The sequence below is a fragment of the Dyadobacter soli genome (genome assembly GCF_900101885.1).
GTDB classification, from domain to species: Bacteria; Bacteroidota; Bacteroidia; order Cytophagales; family Spirosomataceae; genus Dyadobacter; species Dyadobacter soli.
Genome location: NZ_FNAN01000006.1, coordinates 207,437 through 229,707, shown reverse-complemented (window position 1 = coordinate 229,707; position 22,271 = coordinate 207,437). Strand labels below are relative to the sequence as shown.

General features: G+C 50.0%; 21 protein-coding genes. 7 read left to right on the top strand and 14 right to left on the bottom strand.

Annotated features, from left to right (window positions below):
- Nucleotides 1-22 precede the first annotated feature (22 nt).
- The 4 genes from BLQ88_RS11345 to recQ all read right to left on the bottom strand — a co-directional run bounded on the left by BLQ88_RS11345 (nucleotide 23) and on the right by recQ (nucleotide 6,575).
- On the bottom strand, nucleotides 23-1,216 hold the full coding sequence (locus BLQ88_RS11345) for an anhydro-N-acetylmuramic acid kinase (RefSeq protein ID WP_090149403.1): 1,194 nt from the start codon (nucleotides 1,214-1,216) through the stop codon (nucleotides 23-25).
- A gap of 69 nt (nucleotides 1,217-1,285) precedes the next feature.
- A complete protein-coding gene (locus tag BLQ88_RS11340; RefSeq protein WP_090149401.1) occupies nucleotides 1,286-2,899 on the bottom strand; it encodes a regulatory iron-sulfur-containing complex subunit RicT in 1,614 nt (537 codons plus the stop codon).
- A 117-nt stretch (nucleotides 2,900-3,016) separates the two neighbouring features.
- Entirely contained in the window at nucleotides 3,017-4,306 is a 1,290-nt protein-coding gene (gene purD, locus BLQ88_RS11335) for a phosphoribosylamine--glycine ligase (protein WP_090149398.1), read from the bottom strand.
- A 55-nt stretch (nucleotides 4,307-4,361) separates the two neighbouring features.
- A complete protein-coding gene (gene recQ / locus BLQ88_RS11330) occupies nucleotides 4,362-6,575 on the bottom strand; it encodes a DNA helicase RecQ (protein ID WP_090149395.1) in 2,214 nt (737 codons plus the stop codon).
- 93 nt (nucleotides 6,576-6,668) lie between these two features.
- On the opposite strand from recQ, the gene BLQ88_RS11325 reads away from it, so the two are divergent.
- Entirely contained in the window at nucleotides 6,669-7,643 is a 975-nt protein-coding gene (locus tag BLQ88_RS11325; RefSeq protein ID WP_090149392.1) for a KpsF/GutQ family sugar-phosphate isomerase, read from the top strand.
- A gap of 51 nt (nucleotides 7,644-7,694) precedes the next feature.
- On the opposite strand, the gene BLQ88_RS11320 is transcribed toward BLQ88_RS11325, so the two are convergent.
- The 6 genes from BLQ88_RS11320 to rpmG form a co-directional block, all read right to left on the bottom strand.
- The gene (locus BLQ88_RS11320) at nucleotides 7,695-8,171 is read right to left on the bottom strand and encodes a DUF4293 domain-containing protein (protein WP_090149389.1); all 477 of its coding nucleotides are present in this window, start codon (nucleotides 8,169-8,171) and stop codon (nucleotides 7,695-7,697) included.
- 72 nt (nucleotides 8,172-8,243) lie between these two features.
- Entirely contained in the window at nucleotides 8,244-9,554 is a 1,311-nt protein-coding gene (rimO, locus tag BLQ88_RS11315; protein WP_090149387.1) for a 30S ribosomal protein S12 methylthiotransferase RimO, read from the bottom strand.
- A gap of 130 nt (nucleotides 9,555-9,684) precedes the next feature.
- Nucleotides 9,685-10,302 (bottom strand): hypothetical protein, encoded by a 618-nt coding sequence (locus BLQ88_RS11310; protein ID WP_090149384.1) that lies wholly within the window; start codon nucleotides 10,300-10,302, stop codon nucleotides 9,685-9,687.
- A 102-nt stretch (nucleotides 10,303-10,404) separates the two neighbouring features.
- Nucleotides 10,405-11,367, bottom strand: coding sequence for a signal recognition particle-docking protein FtsY (ftsY, locus tag BLQ88_RS11305; RefSeq protein WP_090149381.1), 963 nt, complete (start codon nucleotides 11,365-11,367; stop codon nucleotides 10,405-10,407).
- Between the two features lie 88 nt (nucleotides 11,368-11,455).
- Nucleotides 11,456-11,608, bottom strand: a complete 153-nt coding sequence (locus tag BLQ88_RS11300; protein WP_015813059.1) for a DUF4295 domain-containing protein — start codon at nucleotides 11,606-11,608, stop codon at nucleotides 11,456-11,458.
- Between the two features lie 102 nt (nucleotides 11,609-11,710).
- Entirely contained in the window at nucleotides 11,711-11,893 is a 183-nt protein-coding gene (gene rpmG, locus BLQ88_RS11295; RefSeq protein WP_019944752.1) for a 50S ribosomal protein L33, read from the bottom strand.
- A 274-nt stretch (nucleotides 11,894-12,167) separates the two neighbouring features.
- On the opposite strand from rpmG, the gene BLQ88_RS11290 reads away from it, so the two are divergent.
- From BLQ88_RS11290 to BLQ88_RS11280, 3 genes are all read left to right on the top strand, one after another.
- A complete protein-coding gene (locus BLQ88_RS11290; protein WP_090149378.1) occupies nucleotides 12,168-12,710 on the top strand; it encodes a c-type cytochrome in 543 nt (180 codons plus the stop codon).
- 97 nt (nucleotides 12,711-12,807) lie between these two features.
- Nucleotides 12,808-14,298 carry an Asp-tRNA(Asn)/Glu-tRNA(Gln) amidotransferase subunit GatB gene (gatB, locus tag BLQ88_RS11285; protein WP_090149375.1) on the top strand — a complete coding sequence of 497 codons (1,491 nt, stop codon included), beginning with the start codon at nucleotides 12,808-12,810 and terminating at the stop codon, nucleotides 14,296-14,298.
- Nucleotides 14,299-14,329: 31 nt separating this feature from the next.
- Nucleotides 14,330-15,481 carry a TlpA disulfide reductase family protein gene (locus tag BLQ88_RS11280; RefSeq protein WP_090149373.1) on the top strand — a complete coding sequence of 384 codons (1,152 nt, stop codon included), beginning with the start codon at nucleotides 14,330-14,332 and terminating at the stop codon, nucleotides 15,479-15,481.
- Nucleotides 15,482-15,699: 218 nt separating this feature from the next.
- Here the strand turns inward: BLQ88_RS11280 and BLQ88_RS11275 are convergent, their stop codons facing one another.
- Nucleotides 15,700-16,569: an NAD(P)-binding domain-containing protein gene (locus tag BLQ88_RS11275; protein WP_090149371.1), complete on the bottom strand. Its 870-nt coding sequence runs from the start codon at nucleotides 16,567-16,569 to the stop codon at nucleotides 15,700-15,702.
- Between the two features lie 16 nt (nucleotides 16,570-16,585).
- Here BLQ88_RS11275 and BLQ88_RS11270 point away from each other — a divergent pair, with 16 nt between their 5' ends.
- Both BLQ88_RS11270 and BLQ88_RS11265 read left to right on the top strand, forming a co-directional pair.
- A complete protein-coding gene (locus tag BLQ88_RS11270) occupies nucleotides 16,586-17,596 on the top strand; it encodes a gliding motility protein GldB-related protein (protein WP_090149369.1) in 1,011 nt (336 codons plus the stop codon).
- Nucleotides 17,597-17,642: 46 nt separating this feature from the next.
- Complete coding sequence (locus BLQ88_RS11265; protein WP_090149367.1) at nucleotides 17,643-18,728, top strand: complex I subunit 1/NuoH family protein; 1,086 nt, start codon at nucleotides 17,643-17,645, stop codon at nucleotides 18,726-18,728.
- Here BLQ88_RS11265 and BLQ88_RS11260 read toward each other — a convergent pair whose 3' ends face one another.
- Genes BLQ88_RS11260 through BLQ88_RS11250 form a run of 3 tightly spaced genes read right to left on the bottom strand, consistent with a single transcriptional unit; the run spans nucleotide 18,729 to nucleotide 21,117 of the window.
- Nucleotides 18,729-19,181 carry a DUF3299 domain-containing protein gene (locus BLQ88_RS11260; RefSeq protein WP_090149364.1) on the bottom strand — a complete coding sequence of 151 codons (453 nt, stop codon included), beginning with the start codon at nucleotides 19,179-19,181 and terminating at the stop codon, nucleotides 18,729-18,731.
- 59 nt (nucleotides 19,182-19,240) lie between these two features.
- Entirely contained in the window at nucleotides 19,241-20,485 is a 1,245-nt protein-coding gene (locus tag BLQ88_RS11255) for an ABC transporter permease (RefSeq protein WP_090149361.1), read from the bottom strand.
- Between the two features lie 5 nt (nucleotides 20,486-20,490).
- Nucleotides 20,491-21,117, bottom strand: coding sequence for an ABC transporter ATP-binding protein (locus BLQ88_RS11250; RefSeq protein WP_090149358.1), 627 nt, complete (start codon nucleotides 21,115-21,117; stop codon nucleotides 20,491-20,493).
- 113 nt (nucleotides 21,118-21,230) lie between these two features.
- Between BLQ88_RS11250 and BLQ88_RS11245 the strand changes: the two genes are divergently transcribed.
- Nucleotides 21,231-22,250, top strand: a complete 1,020-nt coding sequence (locus BLQ88_RS11245; protein ID WP_229212666.1) for an outer membrane beta-barrel protein — start codon at nucleotides 21,231-21,233, stop codon at nucleotides 22,248-22,250.
- The last annotated feature ends 21 nt before the right edge of the window (nucleotides 22,251-22,271 follow it).

Here is a 22,271-nt window from a genome sequence, read left to right as displayed (position 1 = left end):
TATTCAAATACTAATTCCTTACTTAACCGGGGAAGGATATTTTCCCCATCGAAACGCCCGGTACGCCTTTCTTTTCACCGAAATACACCGCTTCTCCCGCAACGGCTTCATTGGCCAGCACGGCAAACAATACAGCCTCCTTCGCATCTCCCGCAACCCCCAGCTCATCGATCAGACGAATATTCCGGCCCAGTAACCTGCCAATCGCGCCCATCAGGACTGGATTATGCGCGCCTCCGCCGCTCGCGTACACTTCGAATGCCTTATTCTCCCCCATTGCATTATGAATCGCTTCCGAAATCGTCTCCGCGCTGAACTGCGTCAGAGTAGCGATTAAATCTTTCGGCTCTACCGCGTCTTGTCCGGCAAGCTGTATTGCATTCTTCACATAATCGACACTGAACACTTCCGGGCCGGTGGTTTTCGGAAATGGCTGACCGAAAAACGGAGCGTCTTTCAGGGCATTCAACAATGTTTTATTGACTCTTCCGCTGGCTGCCATGCTGCCATTTTCATCAAAAGGTTTTCCGAAATGCAGGCGCGCGAATGCGTCGATCAATGTATTTCCGGGGCCGGTATCGGTCGTGAAAACCGATGATGCATCCAGGCTGCCGGGTAGGAATGTGAAATTGGCAATGCCGCCCATATTCAGCAGAATGCGGTTCTCGTCTTTTTGAGAAAACAAAAAATAATCACCATAAACAGCCAACGGCGCACCTTCGCCGCCTGCCGCAATGTGTTTTTGCCTGAAATCACTTAGCGTAATAATGCCGGTTCTAACTGCAATATGATCGCCGTCACCGATTTGCAATGTCGCATTCGGGAAAGCTGCGATGCCATGCTGCTTTCGCGGTGCGTGGAATACGGTTTGCCCGTGGCTGGCAATCAGATCGACTTCGGATGCATTAATGCCCCATTCAGCGAGGCATTCAAGGATCATCTGACCGTGTCGCAAACCGATGAATGGATTGAGCAATACCAATTGCTGAAAATCAATCTGCCTTTTAGCAAAAATCTCGCGTACCGCATTTCTGAAATCCTGCTCGTAAGGTAGCGTTTTGAAATACTCCACTCGCAGCCTCGTCTCCGGTCCGCTGCCTTCCGCAAGGCAAAGCGCCACATCCAGCCCGTCAAGCGAAGTGCCCGACATAAGGCCGATAATGCGCCGCGACGGCTTGCCGCTCAACGCGTAAAGCTTTTCAACGTGTTCTTTCACAGATAGTAGTGCTAAAAAACGGGCCAGCCTTTGAATGAGCTGGCCCGGTTGGATGCATTGGAAACAGGATTACCCGTTGCTTTCGCCCTCGGGTTTCGGTCCGGCTCCCGTAGGAGCGGATCCCGACGGACCGCCTCCCGAAGGACCGCCTCCCGAAGGTCCGCCGGCAGGTTTTGGCCCTCTGTTACGGTTCCGGTTGTTCCGGTTTCCTTCATTGCTATTACGGTTCCCTTCCGGGTTGTTGCCTTTATTGCGGGGCTCACCACCAGGGTTATTGTTGTTCCCCTTATTTTTGGGCTCTCCGCCCTGGTTGTTTCCGCGGTTACGCTGGCCTTCGTTCGGATTATTGCCCTTGTTGCGAGGCTCCTCTCCCTGATTACCTTTGTTCTGGCGCTCCTCACCCTGATTGTTACCCCGGTTTCCGGATTCGTCTCCCTGGTTATTACCACGGTTTCTAGGCCCTTCCCCCTGGTTGTTACCCCGGTTTCTGCCTTCGCCCCCTTGATTATTACCCCGGTTTCGCTGGCCCTGGTTATTGCCTTTATTCTGAGGCGCACTGCCGGTATTTTCCGCAGGAGGGCTACTTACCGCATCACTGCCCGCGCTTTCGCCCGCGCTGTTTTCAGGACCGCCATTTCCGCGGTTCTTACCAGAGCGGCTTTTCTTCTTTTTCTTTTTCTTCTGCTCGTCGCTGTACTTTTTGTCCAGGTTTTCCAGGTCGCTGTTGAGCTTGCCGGGTACCTTGTCCGCACCTCTTTCAGGTTCAGGCGTTAGGATTTCGAGTGATTCGGGGATAATATCCTTTTTATTCAAATCAATGATTTCCAACACCTTATCAATAGGCACAGGATACCAGTTCGTATCCTTATCGAAGCCGAACCACATGATTTTCTTGAAGATATCCGTCTTTTGCAACGTAGCTACGCCCTTCTTCGTTTTCAGGGGAGCGTCCACCGTCGGAATATCCCGCAATGCGTCAATGTAGGTTTCGAGCTCGTAGTTCAAGCAGCATTTCAGCCTTCCGCATTGACCCGACAGTTTCGCAGGGTTCAATGAAAGGTTCTGATAACGCGCCGCGGCGGTTGAAATATTCTTGAAATCGGTGAGCCAGGTCGAACAGCAGAGTTCACGCCCGCAAGAGCCTAATCCGCCTAGGCGGCTTGCTTCCTGGCGCAGGCTGATCTGCCGCATTTCGATGCGTACCTTGAACTCCGAAGCCAGCGATTTGATCAGCTCCCGGAAATCCACGCGCTCTTCCGACGAATAGTAGAAGGTCGTTTTGGTATTATCCGACTGGTATTCCACGTCCGAAAGCTTCATATTAAGCTTCATATCGCGGATAATCTCGCGCGTACGGTAGAGCGTAGGCATTTCGCGCGCCATCGCCTGCGTGAACTTGTCGAGATCCTTCTCCGTCGCAATGCGGTAGATCACGTGCAGGTCGTCGTTCATCTGAACGCTCTTCCGCTTCATCTGAAGGCGCACGAGCTCGCCCTGCAACGATACCGTTCCAATATGCTGGCCGGAAGCCATTTCACAGACCACATAGTCGCCTGTGACGAATTCCAGCTGATTTATATTCCGGAAATATTCCTTTCTGCCGCCTTTGAATTTGACTTCGATGACATCAAAACGCTGTCCCGACGGCACGTCCATGTGACTGAGCCAATCGAAAACATTCATTTTATTGCATCCGCCAGTTGCGCAGTTTCCTTTACTTCCACATCCTGCGACGGCCGTACCGTTAGTACCGCACCCCCCGGATGAACATGATCCACATCCCATAATTACTCCGCTTCATCAATCGTTATAACGAATTAAATCCACGCCAATATCGTGCCGGAAGTACTTTCCTTCGTATTGCACCACCTGTGCAGCCCGCTGCGACTTGTGCACTGCGTTTTCGAGGGAATTGGCCAGGCCTGTGAGGGCCATTACCCGTCCTCCGTTTGTCACGACTTCGGCGTTTGCATTAAAAGTGGTCCCTGCATGGAATACATGCACATCTTCCACTTTGTCTGTTCCCGAAATCACTTTTCCTTTTTCGTAATCTTCGGGATAACCGCCCGAAACCACTACCGTCGTCACAGCCACCTGTGGCGAGATCTGCAATTCGAAATCTTGCAGGGTACCTTTGGCCGTCGACGCCATGAGCATCGCAAAATCCGACTGGATCCGCGGTACTACTACTTCGGTTTCGGGATCGCCCATACGGACGTTGTATTCAATCACATAAGGCTCTCCTTTGAGGTTCATCAAACCGATGAATATAAAGCCAACATATTTAATTCCCTCACTTTGGAGGCCAAACAATGTCGGTTTAACAACTTTCTCTTCTACTTTCCGGATAAAATTCGCATCCGCAAACACGACAGGCGACACCGCTCCCATTCCGCCCGTGTTGAGGCCCATATCGTTCTCGCCGATACGCTTGTAATCCTTCGCTTCGGGCAGGATTTTGTAGTGCTCTCCATCAGTAAGCACAAAAACCGACAATTCTATCCCTTTCAGGAATTGTTCCACCACAACTTTGTTGCCAGCCTTGCCGAATTTGCCGTCCAGCAGCATTTCGCGGAACGCCTGCGTCGCATCGGAATGCTTCTCGGCGATGATCACGCCTTTGCCGGCAGCGAGGCCGTCGGCTTTGAGTACAATCGGCAGCGGGTGGTTTTCGAGGTATTCCAAACCTACTTCCACGTCTTCGGCAGTGAATGTGCGCGAAGCGGCGGTCGGAATGCCGTATTTCTGCATGAATTGTTTTGAGAAATCCTTGCTGCCTTCGAGCTGGGCACCCGCCTTGTCGGGACCGATAATGCGTACTTTCGAAAGGTCTTCTCGCGCATTGAAATAATCGACAACTCCGTTCACCAGCGGTTCTTCGGGGCCTACGATCACGAGTTCGATGTTATTTTCAATTACCGCGTTGGCAATGGAGTCAAAATCGTTGTAAGAAATGGATAGGTTCGTTGCTATGCCTGCTGTTCCGGCGTTTCCGGGAGCCATAAATAAGGTATCGCAAAGAGGGCTTTGGGCTATTTTCCAGGCAAAAGCGTGTTCTCTTCCGCCCGATCCCAAGATGAGTATGTTCATAACTGGTTTTAAAAATTCAAAAAAAACTGATTGTCCGGCAAGTAATCCGGGGGTGCTAGTTGGCTAGTTCCGACAAAAACTTGATCCGCATCAGCCGCAATTCTTCTTCACTGACTTCGTCGCCCTCAAATTCGTTCAGCGCAGTGCTAATGTTGTCGGTTTCGGCGGTCATAAAGTAATCGTAAATATCCTGCTGCCGCTCGCGGTCGATCACCTGGTTGATATAATAATCCAGGTTGAGTTTCGTACCGGAGTAGCAAATGTGTTCCACTTCTTCGATCACATCCGCCAATGCAAGGTCCTTCACTTCGGCGATCTCGTCGAGGCTCACCTTTCTATCGACCTGCTGGATGATGAAAATCTTGATTTTGGATTTGTTGACCGTGGATTTGATCACCACATCCTTTGCCGTTTCGATCTCGTTTTCTTCCACGTAACGTGAGATGAGCTCGATAAACGGCCGGCCGAACTTCTGTACCTTACCCATTCCGACGCCGTTGATCTGCGCCATTTCCTGCTGGGTAGTAGGGTAAGTTGTGGCCATTTCTTCCATCGACGGGTCCTGGAAGATCACGTACGGCGGCAGGTTTTTATCCTTGGCCACCTTTTTACGCAATGCTTTGAGCATTCCGAGCAATGCCTCGTCGTAGGCATGTGCGCTGCCGTTCCCATTCACGGATTCCTTGTCGTCGTCCTCCGGCTTCACTTCCTCCTCGTCGAGGTTGTGATCTTTTTGAAGCGTGACGGGGTAAGGGTCGTTCAGGTATTTGGCACCTTTATCTCCCAGCCTGATCACTCCGTAATTTTCGACGTCTTTTTCGAGGTAATTCAGGATAACCAGCTGGCGAATGGCCGACACCCAATAATCACGCGACTCATTCAGTTCCAGACCTTTACCGTAAACTTCCAGCTGATCGTGCTCGTAGCTCTTTACGTATTGGTTGTCGGTAGAAGTAAGCAGATCGGCAATGTGGTCGGCGTCGAAACGCTGCTCTGTAAGTGCTACCGATTTAAGGATCAGGGCGACATCTTCCTGCACCTTGATCTTTTCCGTAGGTTTGTTACAGTTGTCGCAAAACCCGCAATCTTTTTCGAGATATTCCCCGAAATAACTGAGCAATTGTCTCCGCCGGCATACGCCCAATGTCGAATAGGCCACCATTTCGTTCAGCAAATGGCGCGCATTGTCGCGTTCGGTAACGGTTTTATCTTTATTGAACTTTTCGAGCTTCTGAATGTCGTCGTAGCTGTAAAACATCAGACAGTTACCTTCCAGCCCGTCGCGGCCTGCGCGGCCTGTTTCCTGGTAATAGCCTTCGAGCGACTTGGGGACGTCGTAATGGATCACAAAACGTACATCCGGCTTATCGATCCCCATTCCGAAGGCGATCGTCGCCACGATCACGTCGCATTCCTCGTTCAGGAAGGCGTCCTGGTTGCCCATCCGTGTACCGGCGTCGAGTCCGGCATGGTACGGTAATGCACGTACGTCGTTGACATTCAATAGCTCCGCGACCTCTTCCACCGTTTTCCGGCTCAGGCAATATACAATGCCCGATTTGCCTTTATTGTTTCGGATGTAGCGGATGAGCTGCTTTTTAATGTCCTTTTTCGGACGTATTTCGTAGTAAAGGTTTTTTCGGTTAAAAGAAGATTTATAGGTCTCCGCTTCTTCCATTTGCAGGTTTTTGCGAATATCCTGCTGCACTTTGGGTGTTGCCGTGGCTGTGAGCGCGATAATGGGTAATCTCCCGATGTTCTCGATAATGCCGTAAATGCGCCGGTATTCAGGCCGGAAATCGTGGCCCCACTCCGAAATACAATGCGCCTCGTCGATGGCTACGAACGAGATTTTTACTCTTTTGAGAAAATCGAGATTGTCTTCTTTTGTGAGCGATTCCGGGGCGATGTAGAGCAGTTTGAGGCTTCCGTCGAGCGCGTCGGTTTTGACACGCGTCATTTCGGCCTTGGTAAGCGTGGAATTCAGGAATTGGGCGTTGATACCGAACGCAGTGAGCTGGTCGACCTGGTTTTTCATCAAGGCGATCAGAGGGGAAATCACGATGGTCAGTCCGTCGCTGACGAGTGCAGGAAGCTGGTAGCAGAGAGACTTGCCCGCGCCCGTAGGCATGATCACAAATGTATTTTTACCTAATAGGATATTTTGTATGATAACTTCCTGATCTCCGCGGAATTGACTGTATCCAAATATTTCTTTAAGCTTCCCTTTTAAACTGTCTGTTACGACTTTATCAACCTGCTGTACCATACTCTGTTCACAAAATGGTTATTCCAAACTTCCCTATCTTTGCGCTTTGAAATAAATAATGACGTTTTTGTCTCTCTAAACTGTGTTTCAGATTTGAAATTAATAAAAAATATTCAGTCAACCGCAAAAGAAGTATTACGTCAGGAAGCAGAAGCTGTGCGTAATCTGATAGAATTGATTGATGACGAATTTGAAAAATGCGTATATGCCATTTTGCATTCCGGAGGACGCGTTGTCGTCTCCGGTGTGGGTAAAAGCGCCATTGTAGGACAGAAGATTGTAGCCACGCTCAACTCTACGGGAACGCCGGCATTATTTATGCACGCCGCCGACGCTATTCACGGCGATCTGGGCATGATCCAGGACAACGACGTGGTGATCGTGATCTCCAAAAGCGGCGATACGCCCGAAATCAAAGTGCTGGTGCCGTTGCTGAAACGCACCGGTGTGCAGATGATCGCGATGGTGAGTAACAAGGATTCTTACCTGGCCAAAAACTGCATTCTCACGCTCCACGCACACGCCCCCGCGGAGGCAGACCCGCTTAACCTCGCACCTACCACGAGCACGTCCGTAACGATGGCATTGGGCGATGCATTAGCCATTTGCCTGCTGGAAGCACGCGGCTTCACACACGACGATTTCGCACGGTACCATCCAGGCGGGTCACTTGGAAAGCGGCTGTACCTCAAAGTATGCGACATTTACCCCCATAATGCATTGCCGACCGTGAACGAGCAGGCTACATTGCAGGAGGTGATCCTGGAAATGACTTCAAAAAGGCTTGGTGCGACGGCGGTGGTGAGCGAAAACGGCCAAATGGCCGGCATTATTACCGACGGTGATTTGCGCAGAATGCTGAAAACTTATGGTGCGGCAGGACTGCTGGATTTGCACGCGAGAGATATTATGACGCAGTCGCCGATTACGGTTTCACCTGATGAATATGCGGTGAATGCGTTGGAGATAATGCAATCCCGGAGCATTACGCAGGTAGTGGTGGTAGAAGAAGGAAAGGCGCTGGGCTTCGTGCATTTGCACGATCTGCTGCGCGAGGGACTGGTTTAACCCAGGCCCGTACCACAACCCAGGCCTTAAGGCCTGGGCTATTGTGCTATACTATCTGAAGCGCTTCGATTGCTGCACCTCCCGCTCGTCTTTGCGAATGAAGCGGTTGGCGAACACATTGGCGAGCATGGCGCCTACCAATCCGTAGAAGCCGATTTCGTATTTACCCGGAAGCTCCACATCGAAAAGCTTGGCCGATTTGTAGAATGTGAAATAGATCACAAGCCCCATGAGTACGGTCAGCAATATCGAATTGACCGCACACAATGCCGATTGCAGCACCCGGTTTTTGAATTTCATGATCGCATATGCCGCTATACCTGCCACCAGGATCGCCAGGAAGACGAGGTAATAGAGCGGCTGAACATTGGATTGCACTTCGTTGATCTGGTGATGCAGCCTCAGGGCTGTCAGATCGGCACTTTGTCCGCCTGCCAATGCTACTTTCGACCAGATCGGGAAGGCGAGGAAAATACCCATTCCGATGACGACCATTGCCAGGAAAACTGTTTGAATACGTTGTAACATGCTTTTTTAAGAGTTGTTCTTTTCAAATTGAAGGGCAAATTTAGGCAAAGACGCCATTTGCCCGAAATAGCATCAGGAAATCACTTCGCCGTAAAGGTCAAATTCTTCCGCGGAAGTCACTTTCACCTGCGCATAATCGCCCAGACGCACGTACTGGCTCGCCGGTACGAGTACTTCATTGTCAACCTCCGGTGAATCGAATTCGGTACGGCCGATGAAATAGCCGCCTTCCTTGCGATCGAACAGCACTTTGAATGTTTTGCCGATCTTCGCCTGGTTAAGTTCCGCCGAAATGCCTTGCTGTAACTCCATAATGGCGTCGGCGCGCTCCTGCTTTATTTCCGGATCGATGTCGTCCTCCATTGTGAATGAATGCGTATTGTCTTCGTGCGAGTACTGGAATGCACCCAGACGGTCGAAACGCATTTTTTCTACGAACTCATAGGTTTCGTCGAACAGCGCTTCCGTTTCACCCGGGTGGCCGACGATCAGCGTGGTACGCAATGCGATATCGGGCACTTTGTCGCGGATCGAATGGATCAGCGCTTCGGTTTTTTCGCGGGTAATGCCGCGGCGCATGAGTTTCAGCATTTCCGTCGAGCCCGATTGCAGCGGCATATCGAGGTATCTGGCGATATTGCTCCGCTCGTTCATCACATCCAGAATGTCCATCGGGAAGCCCGCCGGATAGGCATATTGCAGGCGGATCCATTCAATGCCTTCCACATCGGAAAGGTTACGGAGCAGATCCGAAAGGTTACGTTTTTTATAAATATCCAGACCGTAGTAAGTCAGGTCCTGGGCAATGAGGATGAGTTCCTTGGTACCGCGTTTGGCCAGTGATTTAGCTTCCTTTACCAGATCCTCGATCGAGCGCGACACGTGGCCCCCGCGCATGAGCGGGATTGCGCAGAACGAGCACGGGCGGTCGCAGCCTTCGGCGATTTTCAGGTACGCGTAATGCGCGGGCGTGGTGAGCAGGCGCTCGCCTACGAGCTCGTGTTTGTAATCTGCTTTGAGGGTTTTGAGCAGGCGCGGAAGTTCATTAGTCCCGAACCACGCGTCTACTGTGGGTATTTCAACCGCCAGTTCATCCTTGTACCGGTGCGACAAGCAGCCTGTAACATACACTTTATCCACCATCCCTGCCGCCTTGGCATCGGCATAGCGCAAAATCGTGTTGATGGATTCCTCTTTTGCATTATCGATAAACCCGCAGGTATTAATCACGACAATCTGCGAATCGTCCTTTTTCGACTCGTGGTCCACCGCGAACCCATTGCCTTTGAGCTGCGTGTACAGTACTTCCGAATCGACCAGGTTTTTGGAGCAACCCAGCGTTACGATATTGACTTTATTCTTAACTATTCCTTTGGTTTTCATTGTAATGGGCCGTAGGCTCTAAGCCTTAGGCTGTATGCTTTGAATGGATTAACCGGCATTCTGCCTCAAAGTGACTGATAATGAACGGCGAAATGGGGTGCAAAGTTCGTGAAAAAATGAATAGGAAATACTATCGGATGAAAGGAAAACGCCGAACCACAGACTCTGTCGGAATGTTCTTGAAGTATTCCACAATTACCCACTCGCCCCTGGTACGACCAGGGATCACGAAATGATCGCCATTCGTCAGATAGCATTTAGCATAACCCAGTGGCATTTTTGGATTGTCGTTATGGTAAACAACCAATTTCTGAATGTCACCGTCACTAAGTCTCAACACCACATCCTTAAATGCGATTTCCAGCTGATGCAGCTCGGGAAATGTCTCAATGGTAATGTCCTTGATATAGGCCCAATGGTTCAGTTTAACGGCCAACATCAAAAGCCCCGCTCCCAACAAAAATAGCGAAGCAAGAAACATCGAAACCCTTATCAATATCTGGTAATCAACCGTGTAAGAAATATACCCGAATAGTGAGGATTTGTATAAAAACACCCCTACGAGCAGCGCATAGAAGACGAAAATATTTTCAATTCTCGTGCAATACCACCAGGCGGTAGTCTCGTAAAGCCTTGAAACTTTCATGGGCGAATTCGTACCGATCGTGTCACGCGTGAACCGCAGCAAGCTCCACATACACCAGCCAAACGGTACGAAAACAATCAAAAAGACAAGCAGCGTATCCATGAAAAAAGGTATCCGGAGACAAACAGTTTCTCCAAGATACCTTTTTCAAATTTGATCAAAAACTACAATAGCCGAACGGTTACTTAACCCGATCAGCGGCCATTATCCTATTTTCTTAAACAGCGAATCCACGAACTCTGCGCGGTCGAAGACCTGCAAGTCGTCCATTTTCTCGCCTACGCCAATGTATTTCACCGGGATTTTAAACTCGTCCGAAATACCGATCACGACGCCGCCTTTCGCGGTACCATCGAGTTTGGTAATGGCCAGTGCGGTAATCTCGGTTACCTTGGTGAACTCGCGTGCCTGAATGACCGCATTCTGGCCGGTACTGCCGTCAAGAACGAGCAATACTTCATGCGGCGCATCAGGGATGATCTTTTGCATGACGCGTTTGATCTTCGAAAGCTCGTTCATCAAGTTCACTTTCGTATGCAAGCGGCCGGCGGTATCGATAATGATCACATCCGCGCCTGTTTCAATACCTTTTTTCAATGCATCGAATGCGACAGCCGACGGATCGGTGTTCATCCCGTGATCAATCACCGGCACATTCACGCGCTGGCCCCAGAGTTTCAACTGATCCACCGCCGCCGCACGGAAGGTATCCGCCGCGCCGAGTACCACTTTATGGCCCCGTTGGTGAAACTGGTGCGCCAGCTTGCCGATCGTCGTCGTTTTACCTACCCCATTCACTCCCACCACCATAATCACGTAAGGTTTCGGCAAATGCTCTGTTTCGAAGCTGTCCTGATTGTCGATCGATTTGTTCTCGGTCAGCAATGCGGCGATTTCCTCGCGCAGAATGCTGTCGAGCTCGGCGGTCGATGCATATTTATCCCTCGCTACACGCTCCTCGATGCGTTTGATGACCTTCACGGTCGTTTCCACACCTACGTCGGAGCTCACCAGTATATCTTCCAGTTCATCGAGCACGTCCTCGTCGATGGTCGTTTTACCTACGATCGCGCGCGACAGTTTGCCAAAGAAGCTGTCCTTGGTTTTTTCGAGTCCCTTATCTAATGTTTCTTTTTTCTCCTTTGAAAAAAAGCCAAATAAACCCATAGTGACGATTACATTTATGGCTCAAAAATAAAACAAAAAAGTCCCGGAAAGGGACTTTTTAAAATCAATATCAAAACCGAGGATAACCTTAGTTTTTCAATGCACCCTGTACGCCGTCCAGGGGAACGATTTCTTCTTTGAAGGTATAAGCTCCTGTTTTAGGAGATTTTACGGCTTTGATCACTTTCGCAAATGCTTTACCGCCTTCTTTTTTCAGGGTAGCAACTACTTTCTTTGCCATGTCTGTATATCAGTTAGAAGTTATATTGTTAATGATTAACTGTTGCCCGCTTACCCAGTTATTGTTCAGCTTCACGTGACAGTTAACCGGTAACAAACGAACTTACTTAATTTCTTTGTGGACTGTATAACGTCTCAGGAAAGAGTTGAATTTCTTCAATTCCATACGGCCTGGCGTATTCTTCCGATTTTTTGTGGTCACGTAACGTGACATGCCTGGAACACCGCTTTCTTTCTGTTCTGTGCATTCCAAAATGACCTGTACTCTATTGCCTTTCTTAGCCATTGCTTTACATCGTTTTACAAATAGGAGTGCAAAAGTAAAGCGTTTTACAATTAATCGCAACAATTACAGACAAATAAACCGGAAATTTTGCATATTTTTTTCCAACCTGCACCCTAGTAATGAATTGTCTGACAAGTTGATACATCCGGTCTTTTTCGTGATTTAACCTAATTTCTGTCAGGTTCATGACGGAAATCTAACGCAAACTTGCTTTCTTCGTGGTCGATTTGGTATCGCAACCTTAATCTGGCGAAAATTCTTAAAAATTAACACAATGACACTCAAAAAAAGCGCTTCTTTGGCCCTGATGGCCCTGGCAGTTTCTTTCTTCATCGGTTGTTCTTCCAAAGAAGACCGTGACAAATATGACCAATGGTACGGCTCAGGCAGCAAAGCACGGGAAGAATCGGCCCTGGTGAAGCTCCAAAGCGATAGAAAAGTGGCGGCGGAAGCTGCGGATAAGGCAAAAGCCGAAGCAGCGGCCAAACCCGCGGCGGCACCGGCAGCACCCGGCGATACGTCGGCCGCAGCAGCTGCACCGGCCGTAGCAGCTGCTCCCAAACGCAAACCCGTTCCTGCCGACGTTTCCGCATTGTTGAACAAACACGCCTGCTTCGCGTGCCACCAGGCTTACGACAAAGTGATAGGCCCTGCTTACTCGGAAGTAGCCAAGAAAAAATATACGCCGGACCAGATCGTGGAATTAGTACATAATCCAAAACCTGAACACTGGCCTGGCTATCCTCCGATGGCGCCATTGGCACACGTTCCGAAGGCTGACATTATCGTTATCGCCAACTGGATCAACGGTCTTTAATTGAATAGAGAAACCGGCTATAATCCATAAAATACGGGTCGTTCATGCTATGGACGGCCCGTATTTGTATCTTTGCGAAAGCATTAGTATATATAATATGAGTCAAACTGCCATCCACCCCGCTGACGTTACCGATGAACTTCTGGCCACTTATGAAACCGTAATTGGGCTTGAAGTGCATTGCCAGCTTCTGACGGAATCCAAGCTGTTTACCCGAGATTTCAACATTTTTGGCACAGAACCCAACACCAATATCGGTCCGCTGACGATCGCATTGCCGGGAACTTTGCCCAAAGTCAATAAAAAAGCCGTCGAATATGCGATCCGCCTCGGCCTCGCCTGCGGATGTTCTATCAGCAAAAGGACCATCTTCGACCGCAAAAATTATTTCTACCCCGATCTTCCGAAGGGTTACCAGATCTCGCAGGACAAAAAACCGATCTGCGGGCAAGGTGGCGTGACCATTTCATTTAAACACAATGGCCAGTTCACCGAAAAAACCATCCGTTTCCACCACATCCATTTGGAGGAAGACGCGGGGAAATCGGTGCACGACGGTAGCCACACCGAAACCATGCTCGATTACAACCGGGCTGGGACACCACTCGTGGAAATGGTATCGGAGCCGGATTTGCGCTCTGCCGAAGAAACCGGGGCATTTGTGACCGAAATCCGCCGATTGGTGCGCTACCTGGGTATTAGCGACGGTAATATGGAAGAAGGTTCCCTGCGCGCGGACGTGAACGTGTCCGTACGCAAGCACGGCGCTGAACAATATGGAACGAAAGTCGAGATCAAAAACATGAACTCGATCCGTAACATGATGCGCGCCATTGCATTCGAGGAGCGCCGGCAGGTAGCCATGCTCGAAAACGGTGAGACGATCCAGCAGGAAACGCGGATGTTCGATGTGGAAACCGGGCAGACCTACGGTATGCGCGTGAAGGAAACGATGAACGATTACCGCTATTTCCCCGATCCCGACCTGAGCCCGGTAGTGGTTTCGGACGAGTGGCTGGAAAGCATTAAGACCAGCATGCCTGCCTTACCGCATGAGCTGCGCGAAAAATTTGTAAATCAATACAGTATCCCATCCTACGACGCCGCGGTATTGACCGATACGCGCGAGCTGGCCGAGTATTTTGAAGCAGTTTGTGCCAAAACAAGCCACTTTAAAGCGGCTTCCAACTGGCTGATGGGCGCTGTAAAATCATACCTCAACGATCACCACGGCGACATCGCGCATTTCCCCATCAGCGCCGGTAATCTGGCTGCATTGATCGAGCTGAACGAGTCGGGTGCAGTGAGCCATTCCGTGGCCGCGCAGAAGATTTTCCCGGTCATGCTGGCCGAGCCGGAACGCGCGCCTTCGGAGATCGCGCAGTCAAATAACTGGCTGCAAAACAGCAATACAAACGAGCTCGAAACGTTGGTAGATGAGGTGATAGGCGCCATGCCCGACAAGGTTGCGGCTTATAGAAAAGGTAAAAAAGGGCTTATGGGGCTGTTCGTCGGCGAGGTAATGAAAAAGTCGAACGGGGCTGCCGATCCGAAGCTTGTGAACCAGTTGCTGGCGCAAAAGTTGTAGCTCACACATTGAAAATCAGATACAGAAGATCATGAAGGAATTTATCAAACAGAGTGCATTGGTTTTAGGAGGCGCGTTGCTGAGCTTCCAGGTCATGGCGCAGATTGAACCGAAGGGCTTTACCGTGAATGGAAAGGTTAAAAACGGTTCCAAAGGCGAAAAAATCATTCTGTCGCAATCCACGGCAACCGGATCTTCTATCAAACTCGATTCTGCTCAACTGAGCGCCGACGGCACTTTTACGCTGAAAGGCATCGATAAAGACCGCGGCAGCTTTTTTACCATCAATATCGCCGATCGGCAGAAGTTTCCCTTGCTGGTAGAAGGCGGCGAGACTTTCAATGTAACAGCCGACGGTACCCCGCGCGACGATAAAGGCAATGGCGGAAAAGTAGCCATCACCGGTTCCAAAAACATGGAGTATTATGCCAAAGTCGACCAGTTGATGCAGGCATTTGCGGCGAAAGTAACGGGGTGGAATGAAGCGTACACGGCGGCGGAAGAGAAAAAGGATACTAAAAAAATTCAGGAAATACAGGTCGCCTACCAGGCAGCGGAGAAAGAAAGGGTAACTGCATTGCGCCAGATGATTCCTGAAATGGGCACTTCGCTCATTGCGCTGTTTGCTGCCAACAACTTCCTTACGCCCGAAAACGACCTGGACGTTTTGAAGAAGCTGGCCGATGACTATGCGAAGGTAGATCCCGTGCCTACGCTGGCGAAAGGTTTTATCGGTTCTGTTAAAAGAATGGCTGGCCTTGCCGTAGGCGAAGTTGCCCCTGATTTCACGCTCAACAGCCCGGATGGTAGGCCGGTTGCATTGTCGTCGTTGCGCGGCAAATACGTGCTGATCGACTTCTGGGCTTCGTGGTGCGGTCCTTGCCGGATGGAAAACCCGAATGTGGTGCGCATGTACGACAAGTTCAAAAATAAAGGTTTCGACATCTACGGCGTTTCGCTCGACGATAACGAAAAAGCATGGAAAACGGCCATCGAGCGCGACAAGCTCACCTGGCTGCACGGCTCGGAATTGAAGAAATGGAATTCCGGTGTAGCGCAATCCTACGGCGTGAATGCGATACCAGCCACATTCCTGCTCGATAAAGAAGGAAAAATCATTGCAAAGAACCTCCGCGGCGCGGCGCTTGAAACCAAGCTAACCGAGCTGCTCGGAGCCCAGTAATACACTTTTTGGTTTATAAATAATAAAATCCGCAGGACTAATCCTTGCGGATTTTTTGCGTTTGTGAGAGTTGGGAGTTTATGAGTTTATAAGTTTATGAGTTTAGAGTTTAGAGTTTAAGGTTCAGGAGTTTAGAGTTTATGAGTTTAAGGTTCAGGAGTTAAGTTCTCTGAACTCAATACTTTAAACTCTTGACTCTAAACTCATAAACTCGAAACTCATAAACTCTCATAATGAAACAGCAGTGGATCGGGGTATTTAAATTCGTATTGGTAGGTTTTCGAAAATTTATCGCCTGAAATCAACTTGAACGGCGGGTGCTGATCCGGCATTTTGAATGTTGGCGCTTCCCAGCCGAATTGTGCGCAGGAATCCACGTACACTTCGCTGCGTGTCGGGTGAAAAGGAGCGGTAATGTTAAACGTTTCGTTCTGAATGCCTTGCTCCATAATGGCTTTAATAATGCCGGCCGCATCGTCACGATGGATGTAGTTGACGGGAATATCGCCGGTCGTCATGTCCTTTTGCCCTTGTACATATTTGCCGGGAATGCGGTTGTAGCCCAGCAGGCCGCTTAGCCGGAGGATAGTAACCGTTTTCTCAGGCCTTAATGCGGCAATTGCATTTTCGGCCGCCACCATTTCGGGCTGGGCTGAATGCTCGGGCAGTTGTACATCCGGCTCCACGGCGGTTTGGCTCAGATCACGGTAAACGCCGGTTGAGCTTATAAAAATTACTTCCTTTGCCGCTGACCTTCGGATTGCCCCGGCTACCATCTGCATTTGCGTGGAATAGTTGCCGGCCACATTTTGGGACGTTCGCGGCGGGATGGAGATCACGATAATGTCGGCATCGAAAAATGCATCCAAAATGCCCTTATCTAGGCCGGTTTCCGGATTTAATGGCAGCAGGACGCCGTCGATACCGGCAGCGGCAAACTGATCGAGCTTCGCCTCGGATGTGGTGCTACCTTTCACCTGCGATGTAATACCGCTGCCGAGTAACCGTTTAGCTAATGGAAACCCCAGCCAGCCGCAGCCCAGGATGCTTATGCGTTTTTTTTCTACTTTTGAAACTTGTTCCGACATATATTCTCTCCGCCAAATGGTTTATTTCAGGTCCTTACTGTGCATTCTGTTCGTAGCTTTCCTCCAATTTTCTTGTAAAACCGACCAGCGCAAGGAGGCTGATACGAGCAATATCCGGTTTGAACTAGTTTCCAAAAATCTCGACGAGGAGCTGTTCTCCTGCAAATCGGTGGAAGACGTACAAAAGTTCCTCGATAGCCATCCCTATTTGGCGCAGGACTATTTTACGGATGCAGCTGTCGAGCCGGGCAAACTGGCGGCGCATTTGTTTACAATTATTCAAAATCCCGATTTACAGGCATTTCGCGCACAGCTGGATTCAATCATCGGCGACCGCAAAACCCGCATTCTGAACCCGCTTACCGATGCATTCAAGCAAATTAAATACCATTATCCCCAATTCAGAATTCCTGAGGTCGATTTTATTGTGACGGGCTTCACCGGCAACGACCTGTATATTTCCGATTCGCTGATCGTCATCGGCCTCGATTATTTCGGCGGTCCGGCGGCGCGTTACCGGCCCAACGTATATGATTATCAGCTCCGTCGCTACCAACGCGAGTACATTGTCCCGTCGATCGTTTTCTTTGAATCCAATCAATTCAATTACATGAATGTAGGCGACCAGACCTTGCTTTCGGATATGATCGGCTACGGTAAGGGTTATGAATTTGTGAAGCAAATCATGCCGCAAACGCCCGACAGCCTCATTATCGGCTATTCGGAAGAAGATCTGCGAAGAACCTATAACAGCCAGACGGATATTTGGGCATACTTCATTTCCAGCAAACTACTCTACGAAAAAAGCGATCTGAAAAAGCGCAAGTTTATCGACGACCGCCCATTCACGACTGAAATCGGCAACAAAGTACCTGGCGCCATCGGCCGGTGGGTTGGCTGGCGGATCGTGAGCCGGTTCCAGGCCGAAAATCCCGATACAAAGCTTACCGATCTCATGGCCATCGATAATGCGGGCCGAATTTTGCAGGAATCGGGATATAAGGGGCAAACAGACGAAGACGAGTAAGTTTTTTACTTACTTTTGCGTCAAACCAATGTCCGCATAGCATTTAATGCCTTTTACGCTCATCATTTTCCTCCTGCTCGTCCCCGGCTTCGTCGTGATCGGTGTGTATCTGGAACGGAAGGTTTCGGCCTTCATTCAGGACCGTCTGGGGCCTATGGAAGTAGGTAAATGGGGGCTGTTGCAGCTCTTCGCCGACTTGCTCAAACTGCTTCAAAAAGAGGACATTGTACCCAAAGCCGCCGATAAGCGACTGTTTCTGATCGCTCCCTTTGTCATTTTCATATCCGTTTTTGCAGGGTTTGCCGTGGTACCGCTTGCGCCGGAACTGGCCGGTTCGGGCGCAGCCGTGGGCGTGTTCTTCCTGTTGACGATCGTATCTGTGGATGTAATCGGGCTGCTGATGGCCGGTTGGGGTTCCAATAACAAATTTGCATTGTATGGTGCGATGCGTGCCGTGGCACAGATCGTTTCTTACGAAATACCGCTGGGTCTCTCGATATTATGTGTCGTAATGCTCACCCAAACGCTCGATTTGCAGGTTATCAGCTATCAGCAAGGCATTTACACACCCGAAACGATGTACCTTTTCGGTATGCGGGAGTTGGGTATCGACGTTACCGGTGTCGGAGGGTTTTTGTCCTGGAATATCGTTCGCAATCCATTCCTGCTGATCGCCTACGTCGTCTTCTTCATCGCGACGCTAGCCGAATGTAACCGCGCGCCTTTCGATCTTCCCGAAGGCGAATCGGAGCTGGTAGCAGGTTTTCACACCGAATATTCCGGCATGCGCTGGGCATTGTTCATGCTCTCGGAATACGGCATGATGCTGCTCGTGTCGCTGCTGGGGGCTATTCTTTTTCTTGGAAGCTGGAATACGCCGCTGCCGAATATCGGCCCTTTGAAACTGGCGGACTGGACGAGCGGCGAGCCGGGCACATTCTTTGGCTATGTGACAGGTATTTTCTGGCTGTTGTCGAAAGCCCTGTTCGGCATTCTCATACAGATGTGGGCGCGCTGGACGCTTCCGCGCCTGCGCGTAGACCAGTTAATGTACCTGGGCTGGAAGGTGCTCACGCCCGTAGGACTCGTATTATTCTTTATCTCAGGAGTTTGGCGCCTGATCGGCGTCTGATCATTTGGTAATCTCCGCGCCGTCCAGAATGTAGTTCATCTGGTAAATATCATCGGCATTGAGTTTCAATGTACCGGTGAAAGTAAGGCGTTCGTCGGTTTTGAACTTCCTTCCATCCTTCTTCTTGAAATTCAGGGTCATGACCGTTTCCGGGCCGGCACCGCCGCAGAAAAAACATGCGCTGAACGGAAATGCGGAAAGTACGTACAAATTCGCTTCCAGATCCACCGGCAGAATGTAACCGGTAATCGAAACCTGCTGGTTTTTCAGCTTCTGCACGCTCGGCCCGAATGTCGGGTGCAGCATGTAGATCGATTCTTCGGCATACCATTTCTTCTTAAAAGTCACATCCCGCAGGGTTTCCCAGGTCAGTTTCACCGGTTCAACGGCCGGTTTGAAAGCGAATAGCGAGACGATGCAGAAGAGTAATATGCTGATTTTGACAGATTTCATCAGTATTCGAATTTTGTATTACAATGAGTTGTACCGGTTTAACAAATTTACACACATTATTATTCCTCCGCCAGTGTCCGCGAGATATTCAGCCGGTAAATGCCCAGCGACGGTAATGCAGCCGCTACCACACCGATAGCCAATGCGCCGAAAAACAGGTAAATCTCTTCCGGTAACAATGCAAATTTGCCCAGCGAGTAGTGAAAGTCCTGCTCAGCCGATTGGGAAAACACCCACAAACCGACGCGGCTCGCGATAATGCCCGCGAAAAAGCCGATCACGGCGAGTGATAACCCTTCAATCAGCAGCATCAGGAACAGCCTCGTGCGTGTGGCCCCCATGGAAAGCATCAGCGCCATTTCATATTTTCTGTCTTTTAATGAATTGTAAAGCGATATGAAAACGCTCACGCCCGCTATGGAGATAATGATCAATGCAAGGGTTCTTAATGTTTCAATTCCTACTCCTAACAATGAAAAGAGCCGGTTGATCTCAATGCTGGGCAATGCGGCCTGCATCGAGGTATTGTCGTTGATCTGCCGGGGAATGGTAATGAGGCCCATCGGGTTGCGGAACTGGATCAATGCGCTGGTTACTTCCTTACCTTCCTCATCCGGCTCGGGATCTACGTGCGTTTGGTTATCGCTGTGCTCCACTTCGGCCACAGCAGGTACATTGGCACCTTCCGAATGCGCGTGAATGTCCCATACGCTCGAAAGACGGGTGATAATGAGCTGGTCCACCACGGTACCGCTCGGCTGGAATATGCCTACTACCTTGTATTTCTTATCCTCATGCTTCTCGCCCTCCGAATCCAGACCATGCGAACCGGAAAACTGGTCCCCGATTTTCAGTTTCGAATCGCGCGCTACCTTGCTGCCGATCGTCACTTCCATCGACGCGTTATATAAATGTCCTTCGGCGAGTTTTGCACTGAAATGTTCGACATACTTCGGCGTCGTGCCCAGAATGCGGAAGCCCTGGTAATTATCGCCCATCGAGAGCGGGATCACCGTTTTTACGAACGGGTTTTTGCGCAATGCATTCACCTCGGCGAGCGGAATATTCCCGGTAGGCGCGTCGATCTGGTAAATGCTGGAAAGGATTACCTGTAACGGGCTTCCCTTGGCGCCTACCACCATGTCGATGCCTTTCAGGTTACGTTTGAATTGCTCGTCGAGCTGTTTGTTCAGGAGCAAAAGCAGGGATATCATGCCGATGCCGAGGGTTAGCAGCAATGCACTCAGAAAGCTGTTTAGCTTTTTTTCTTTAAGATTGGCAATGCTGATCTTGAATAGGTTCATATATTTTACAAAAAAACCTGGTTCGAAAATTCGTCTTTGAGGCGCTGGTCATGGGTTACTACCACCAGGCTCGCGCCGATCTGCGCGGATTGTTTCTTCAAAAGCTGGATTACGCGCTGGCAATTGTCGTCGTCGAGGTTGGACGTGGGTTCATCGGCGAGGATGATATTGGGATTGTTCATCAACGACCGCGCAATGCTTACGCGCTGCTGTTCGCCCTGACTGAGCTGGTTTGTCTTTTTGGATAAATGGTCCACAAAGCCGAGCTGCTCGGCCAGATGCCGCGCTTTTTGCCGGTCTTCTCTCTGATTGGCGAGGTAATTGGAAAGCAGGATATTGTCCATCACCGATAACGAGCTCACGAAATGCGGGCGCTGGTAGATAATACCGATGTTTTTCGCTCGGGTTGCAGTAATTTCCTGCGGCGTGAGGTTTTTGACAGATTTGCCGGCTATAACGACATCGCCCGCTTCCGGCGTCAGCAGTAATGCCAGCAAATGCAGCAATGTCGTCTTCCCTTTACCCGACTGGCCGAGTATGAGCAGAGTTTCCTTATCATTGCAGTGGATATCGGGGAAGCTGAATTTTTTCTGAGCGGAATAAGAAAACCGAAGCTGGTTACTCGAAATCATTTCTGTGGCGCTTTTTGAGTACACAATGATAAGGAAGATTTGTCGTTCAAATGGTGTTGCATCCTGAAGAAAACCAACAACTATTCTATTTTTGCAAAAAAATCGATCTGAAAATGCGTAGAAATTTCGACTTGAGAAGAGTATCCGGAGCGTTGGCTTTAACCCTGGTTTTGGGGCTGTTGCTGTCTGCAAAAGACGTAAAAGCACAAAGCAGAGGTTTCTTCGTCCCCTATTCTACGGCAGGTTTTGGTATTGGTACAGCGAACTACTATGGTGATTTGGCACCCTACCGCAGGCCGTTGTCTTCTACCTTCAAAATGATCCGCTGGAGTGTCGGCGGTAACTACACACGCCACTTTACGCCACGCCTGGCCGCACGTGCCAGTTTCATTTACGCGAGAATCGCCGGTGACGATTACATTATGAACCGCGATTCGAAACACGAAACGAGTGTTTTTTACGCGCGGAACCTGCATTTCCGCAATGACCTTAAAGAGTTTTCCGTGCAGGGTATTTACAAACTAACACCCGACAACCGCAGCTACGATCGCCGTCCTCAATTGGGCTGGTACCTGTTCGCCGGCGTCGCGCTTACCGCGCATAACCCGAAAGCACTCGATTCGCTCAAAGGCGACTGGGTGAAATTGCAACCGCTGGGCACCGAGGGCCAGGGTAATGAGGGGTATGCCAAGCCTTATTCGCTCGTACAGTTTGCTATCCCTGTCGGTATTGGTGTTCGGTATAAAATCAATTCCAAATTCGATATTTCTGCTGAACTGGGTTACCGCAAAACGTTTACAGATTACCTCGACGACGCACACGGCGCCTACGCCGACCCTGCTTTGTTCGCGGACGATCCGTTGGCCGGGCATATGGCAAACCGAACTGCGGAACAAATCGCGGTGCGCAAAGGCGTAGATCGCACGGAAGGCATCGGCAAGTTCCTCAATGCCAACTATCCTGGTGTATTACCGGAGGGGGCTAATCCGCTGCAAGTGCTGCCTACTACCGGTTTCGGCGCACCCGGCACCGATCGCGGTAACAGCCCGACTCAAAAAGATGCTTACCTGTTCGGGATGATCACCGTCCATTACATGCTGCCTTCGCAGATAAAATGTCCGCCACTGAGATAATCGACTTACCCCGTTGAAATA

Bases quoted from the DNA above. Each gene is read 5' to 3' on its own strand.
- BLQ88_RS11300 (WP_015813059.1), bottom strand. From the start codon at position 11,608: ATGGCAAAGAAAGTAGTTGCTACCCTGAAAAAAGAAGGCGGTAAAGCA.
- BLQ88_RS11275 (WP_090149371.1), bottom strand. From the start codon at position 16,569: ATGTCGGAACAAGTTTCAAAAGTAGAAAAAAAACGCATAAGCATCCTG.
- BLQ88_RS11310 (WP_090149384.1), bottom strand. From the start codon at position 10,302: ATGGATACGCTGCTTGTCTTTTTGATTGTTTTCGTACCGTTTGGCTGG.
- BLQ88_RS11320 (WP_090149389.1), bottom strand. From the start codon at position 8,171: ATGTTACAACGTATTCAAACAGTTTTCCTGGCAATGGTCGTCATCGGA.
- gatB (WP_090149375.1), top strand. From the start codon at position 12,808: ATGAGTCAAACTGCCATCCACCCCGCTGACGTTACCGATGAACTTCTG.
- recQ (WP_090149395.1), bottom strand. From the start codon at position 6,575: ATGGTACAGCAGGTTGATAAAGTCGTAACAGACAGTTTAAAAGGGAAG.
- BLQ88_RS11340 (WP_090149401.1), bottom strand. From the start codon at position 2,899: ATGAATGTTTTCGATTGGCTCAGTCACATGGACGTGCCGTCGGGACAG.
- BLQ88_RS11260 (WP_090149364.1), bottom strand. From the start codon at position 19,181: ATGAAATCTGTCAAAATCAGCATATTACTCTTCTGCATCGTCTCGCTA.
- ftsY (WP_090149381.1), bottom strand. From the start codon at position 11,367: ATGGGTTTATTTGGCTTTTTTTCAAAGGAGAAAAAAGAAACATTAGAT.
- BLQ88_RS11255 (WP_090149361.1), bottom strand. From the start codon at position 20,485: ATGAACCTATTCAAGATCAGCATTGCCAATCTTAAAGAAAAAAAGCTA.
- purD (WP_090149398.1), bottom strand. From the start codon at position 4,306: ATGAACATACTCATCTTGGGATCGGGCGGAAGAGAACACGCTTTTGCC.
- BLQ88_RS11270 (WP_090149369.1), top strand. From the start codon at position 16,586: ATGGTTTATTTCAGGTCCTTACTGTGCATTCTGTTCGTAGCTTTCCTC.
- BLQ88_RS11290 (WP_090149378.1), top strand. From the start codon at position 12,168: ATGACACTCAAAAAAAGCGCTTCTTTGGCCCTGATGGCCCTGGCAGTT.
- BLQ88_RS11250 (WP_090149358.1), bottom strand. From the start codon at position 21,117: ATGATTTCGAGTAACCAGCTTCGGTTTTCTTATTCCGCTCAGAAAAAA.
- BLQ88_RS11265 (WP_090149367.1), top strand. From the start codon at position 17,643: ATGCCTTTTACGCTCATCATTTTCCTCCTGCTCGTCCCCGGCTTCGTC.
- rpmG (WP_019944752.1), bottom strand. From the start codon at position 11,893: ATGGCTAAGAAAGGCAATAGAGTACAGGTCATTTTGGAATGCACAGAA.
- BLQ88_RS11245 (WP_229212666.1), top strand. From the start codon at position 21,231: ATGCGTAGAAATTTCGACTTGAGAAGAGTATCCGGAGCGTTGGCTTTA.
- rimO (WP_090149387.1), bottom strand. From the start codon at position 9,554: ATGAAAACCAAAGGAATAGTTAAGAATAAAGTCAATATCGTAACGCTG.
- BLQ88_RS11280 (WP_090149373.1), top strand. From the start codon at position 14,330: ATGAAGGAATTTATCAAACAGAGTGCATTGGTTTTAGGAGGCGCGTTG.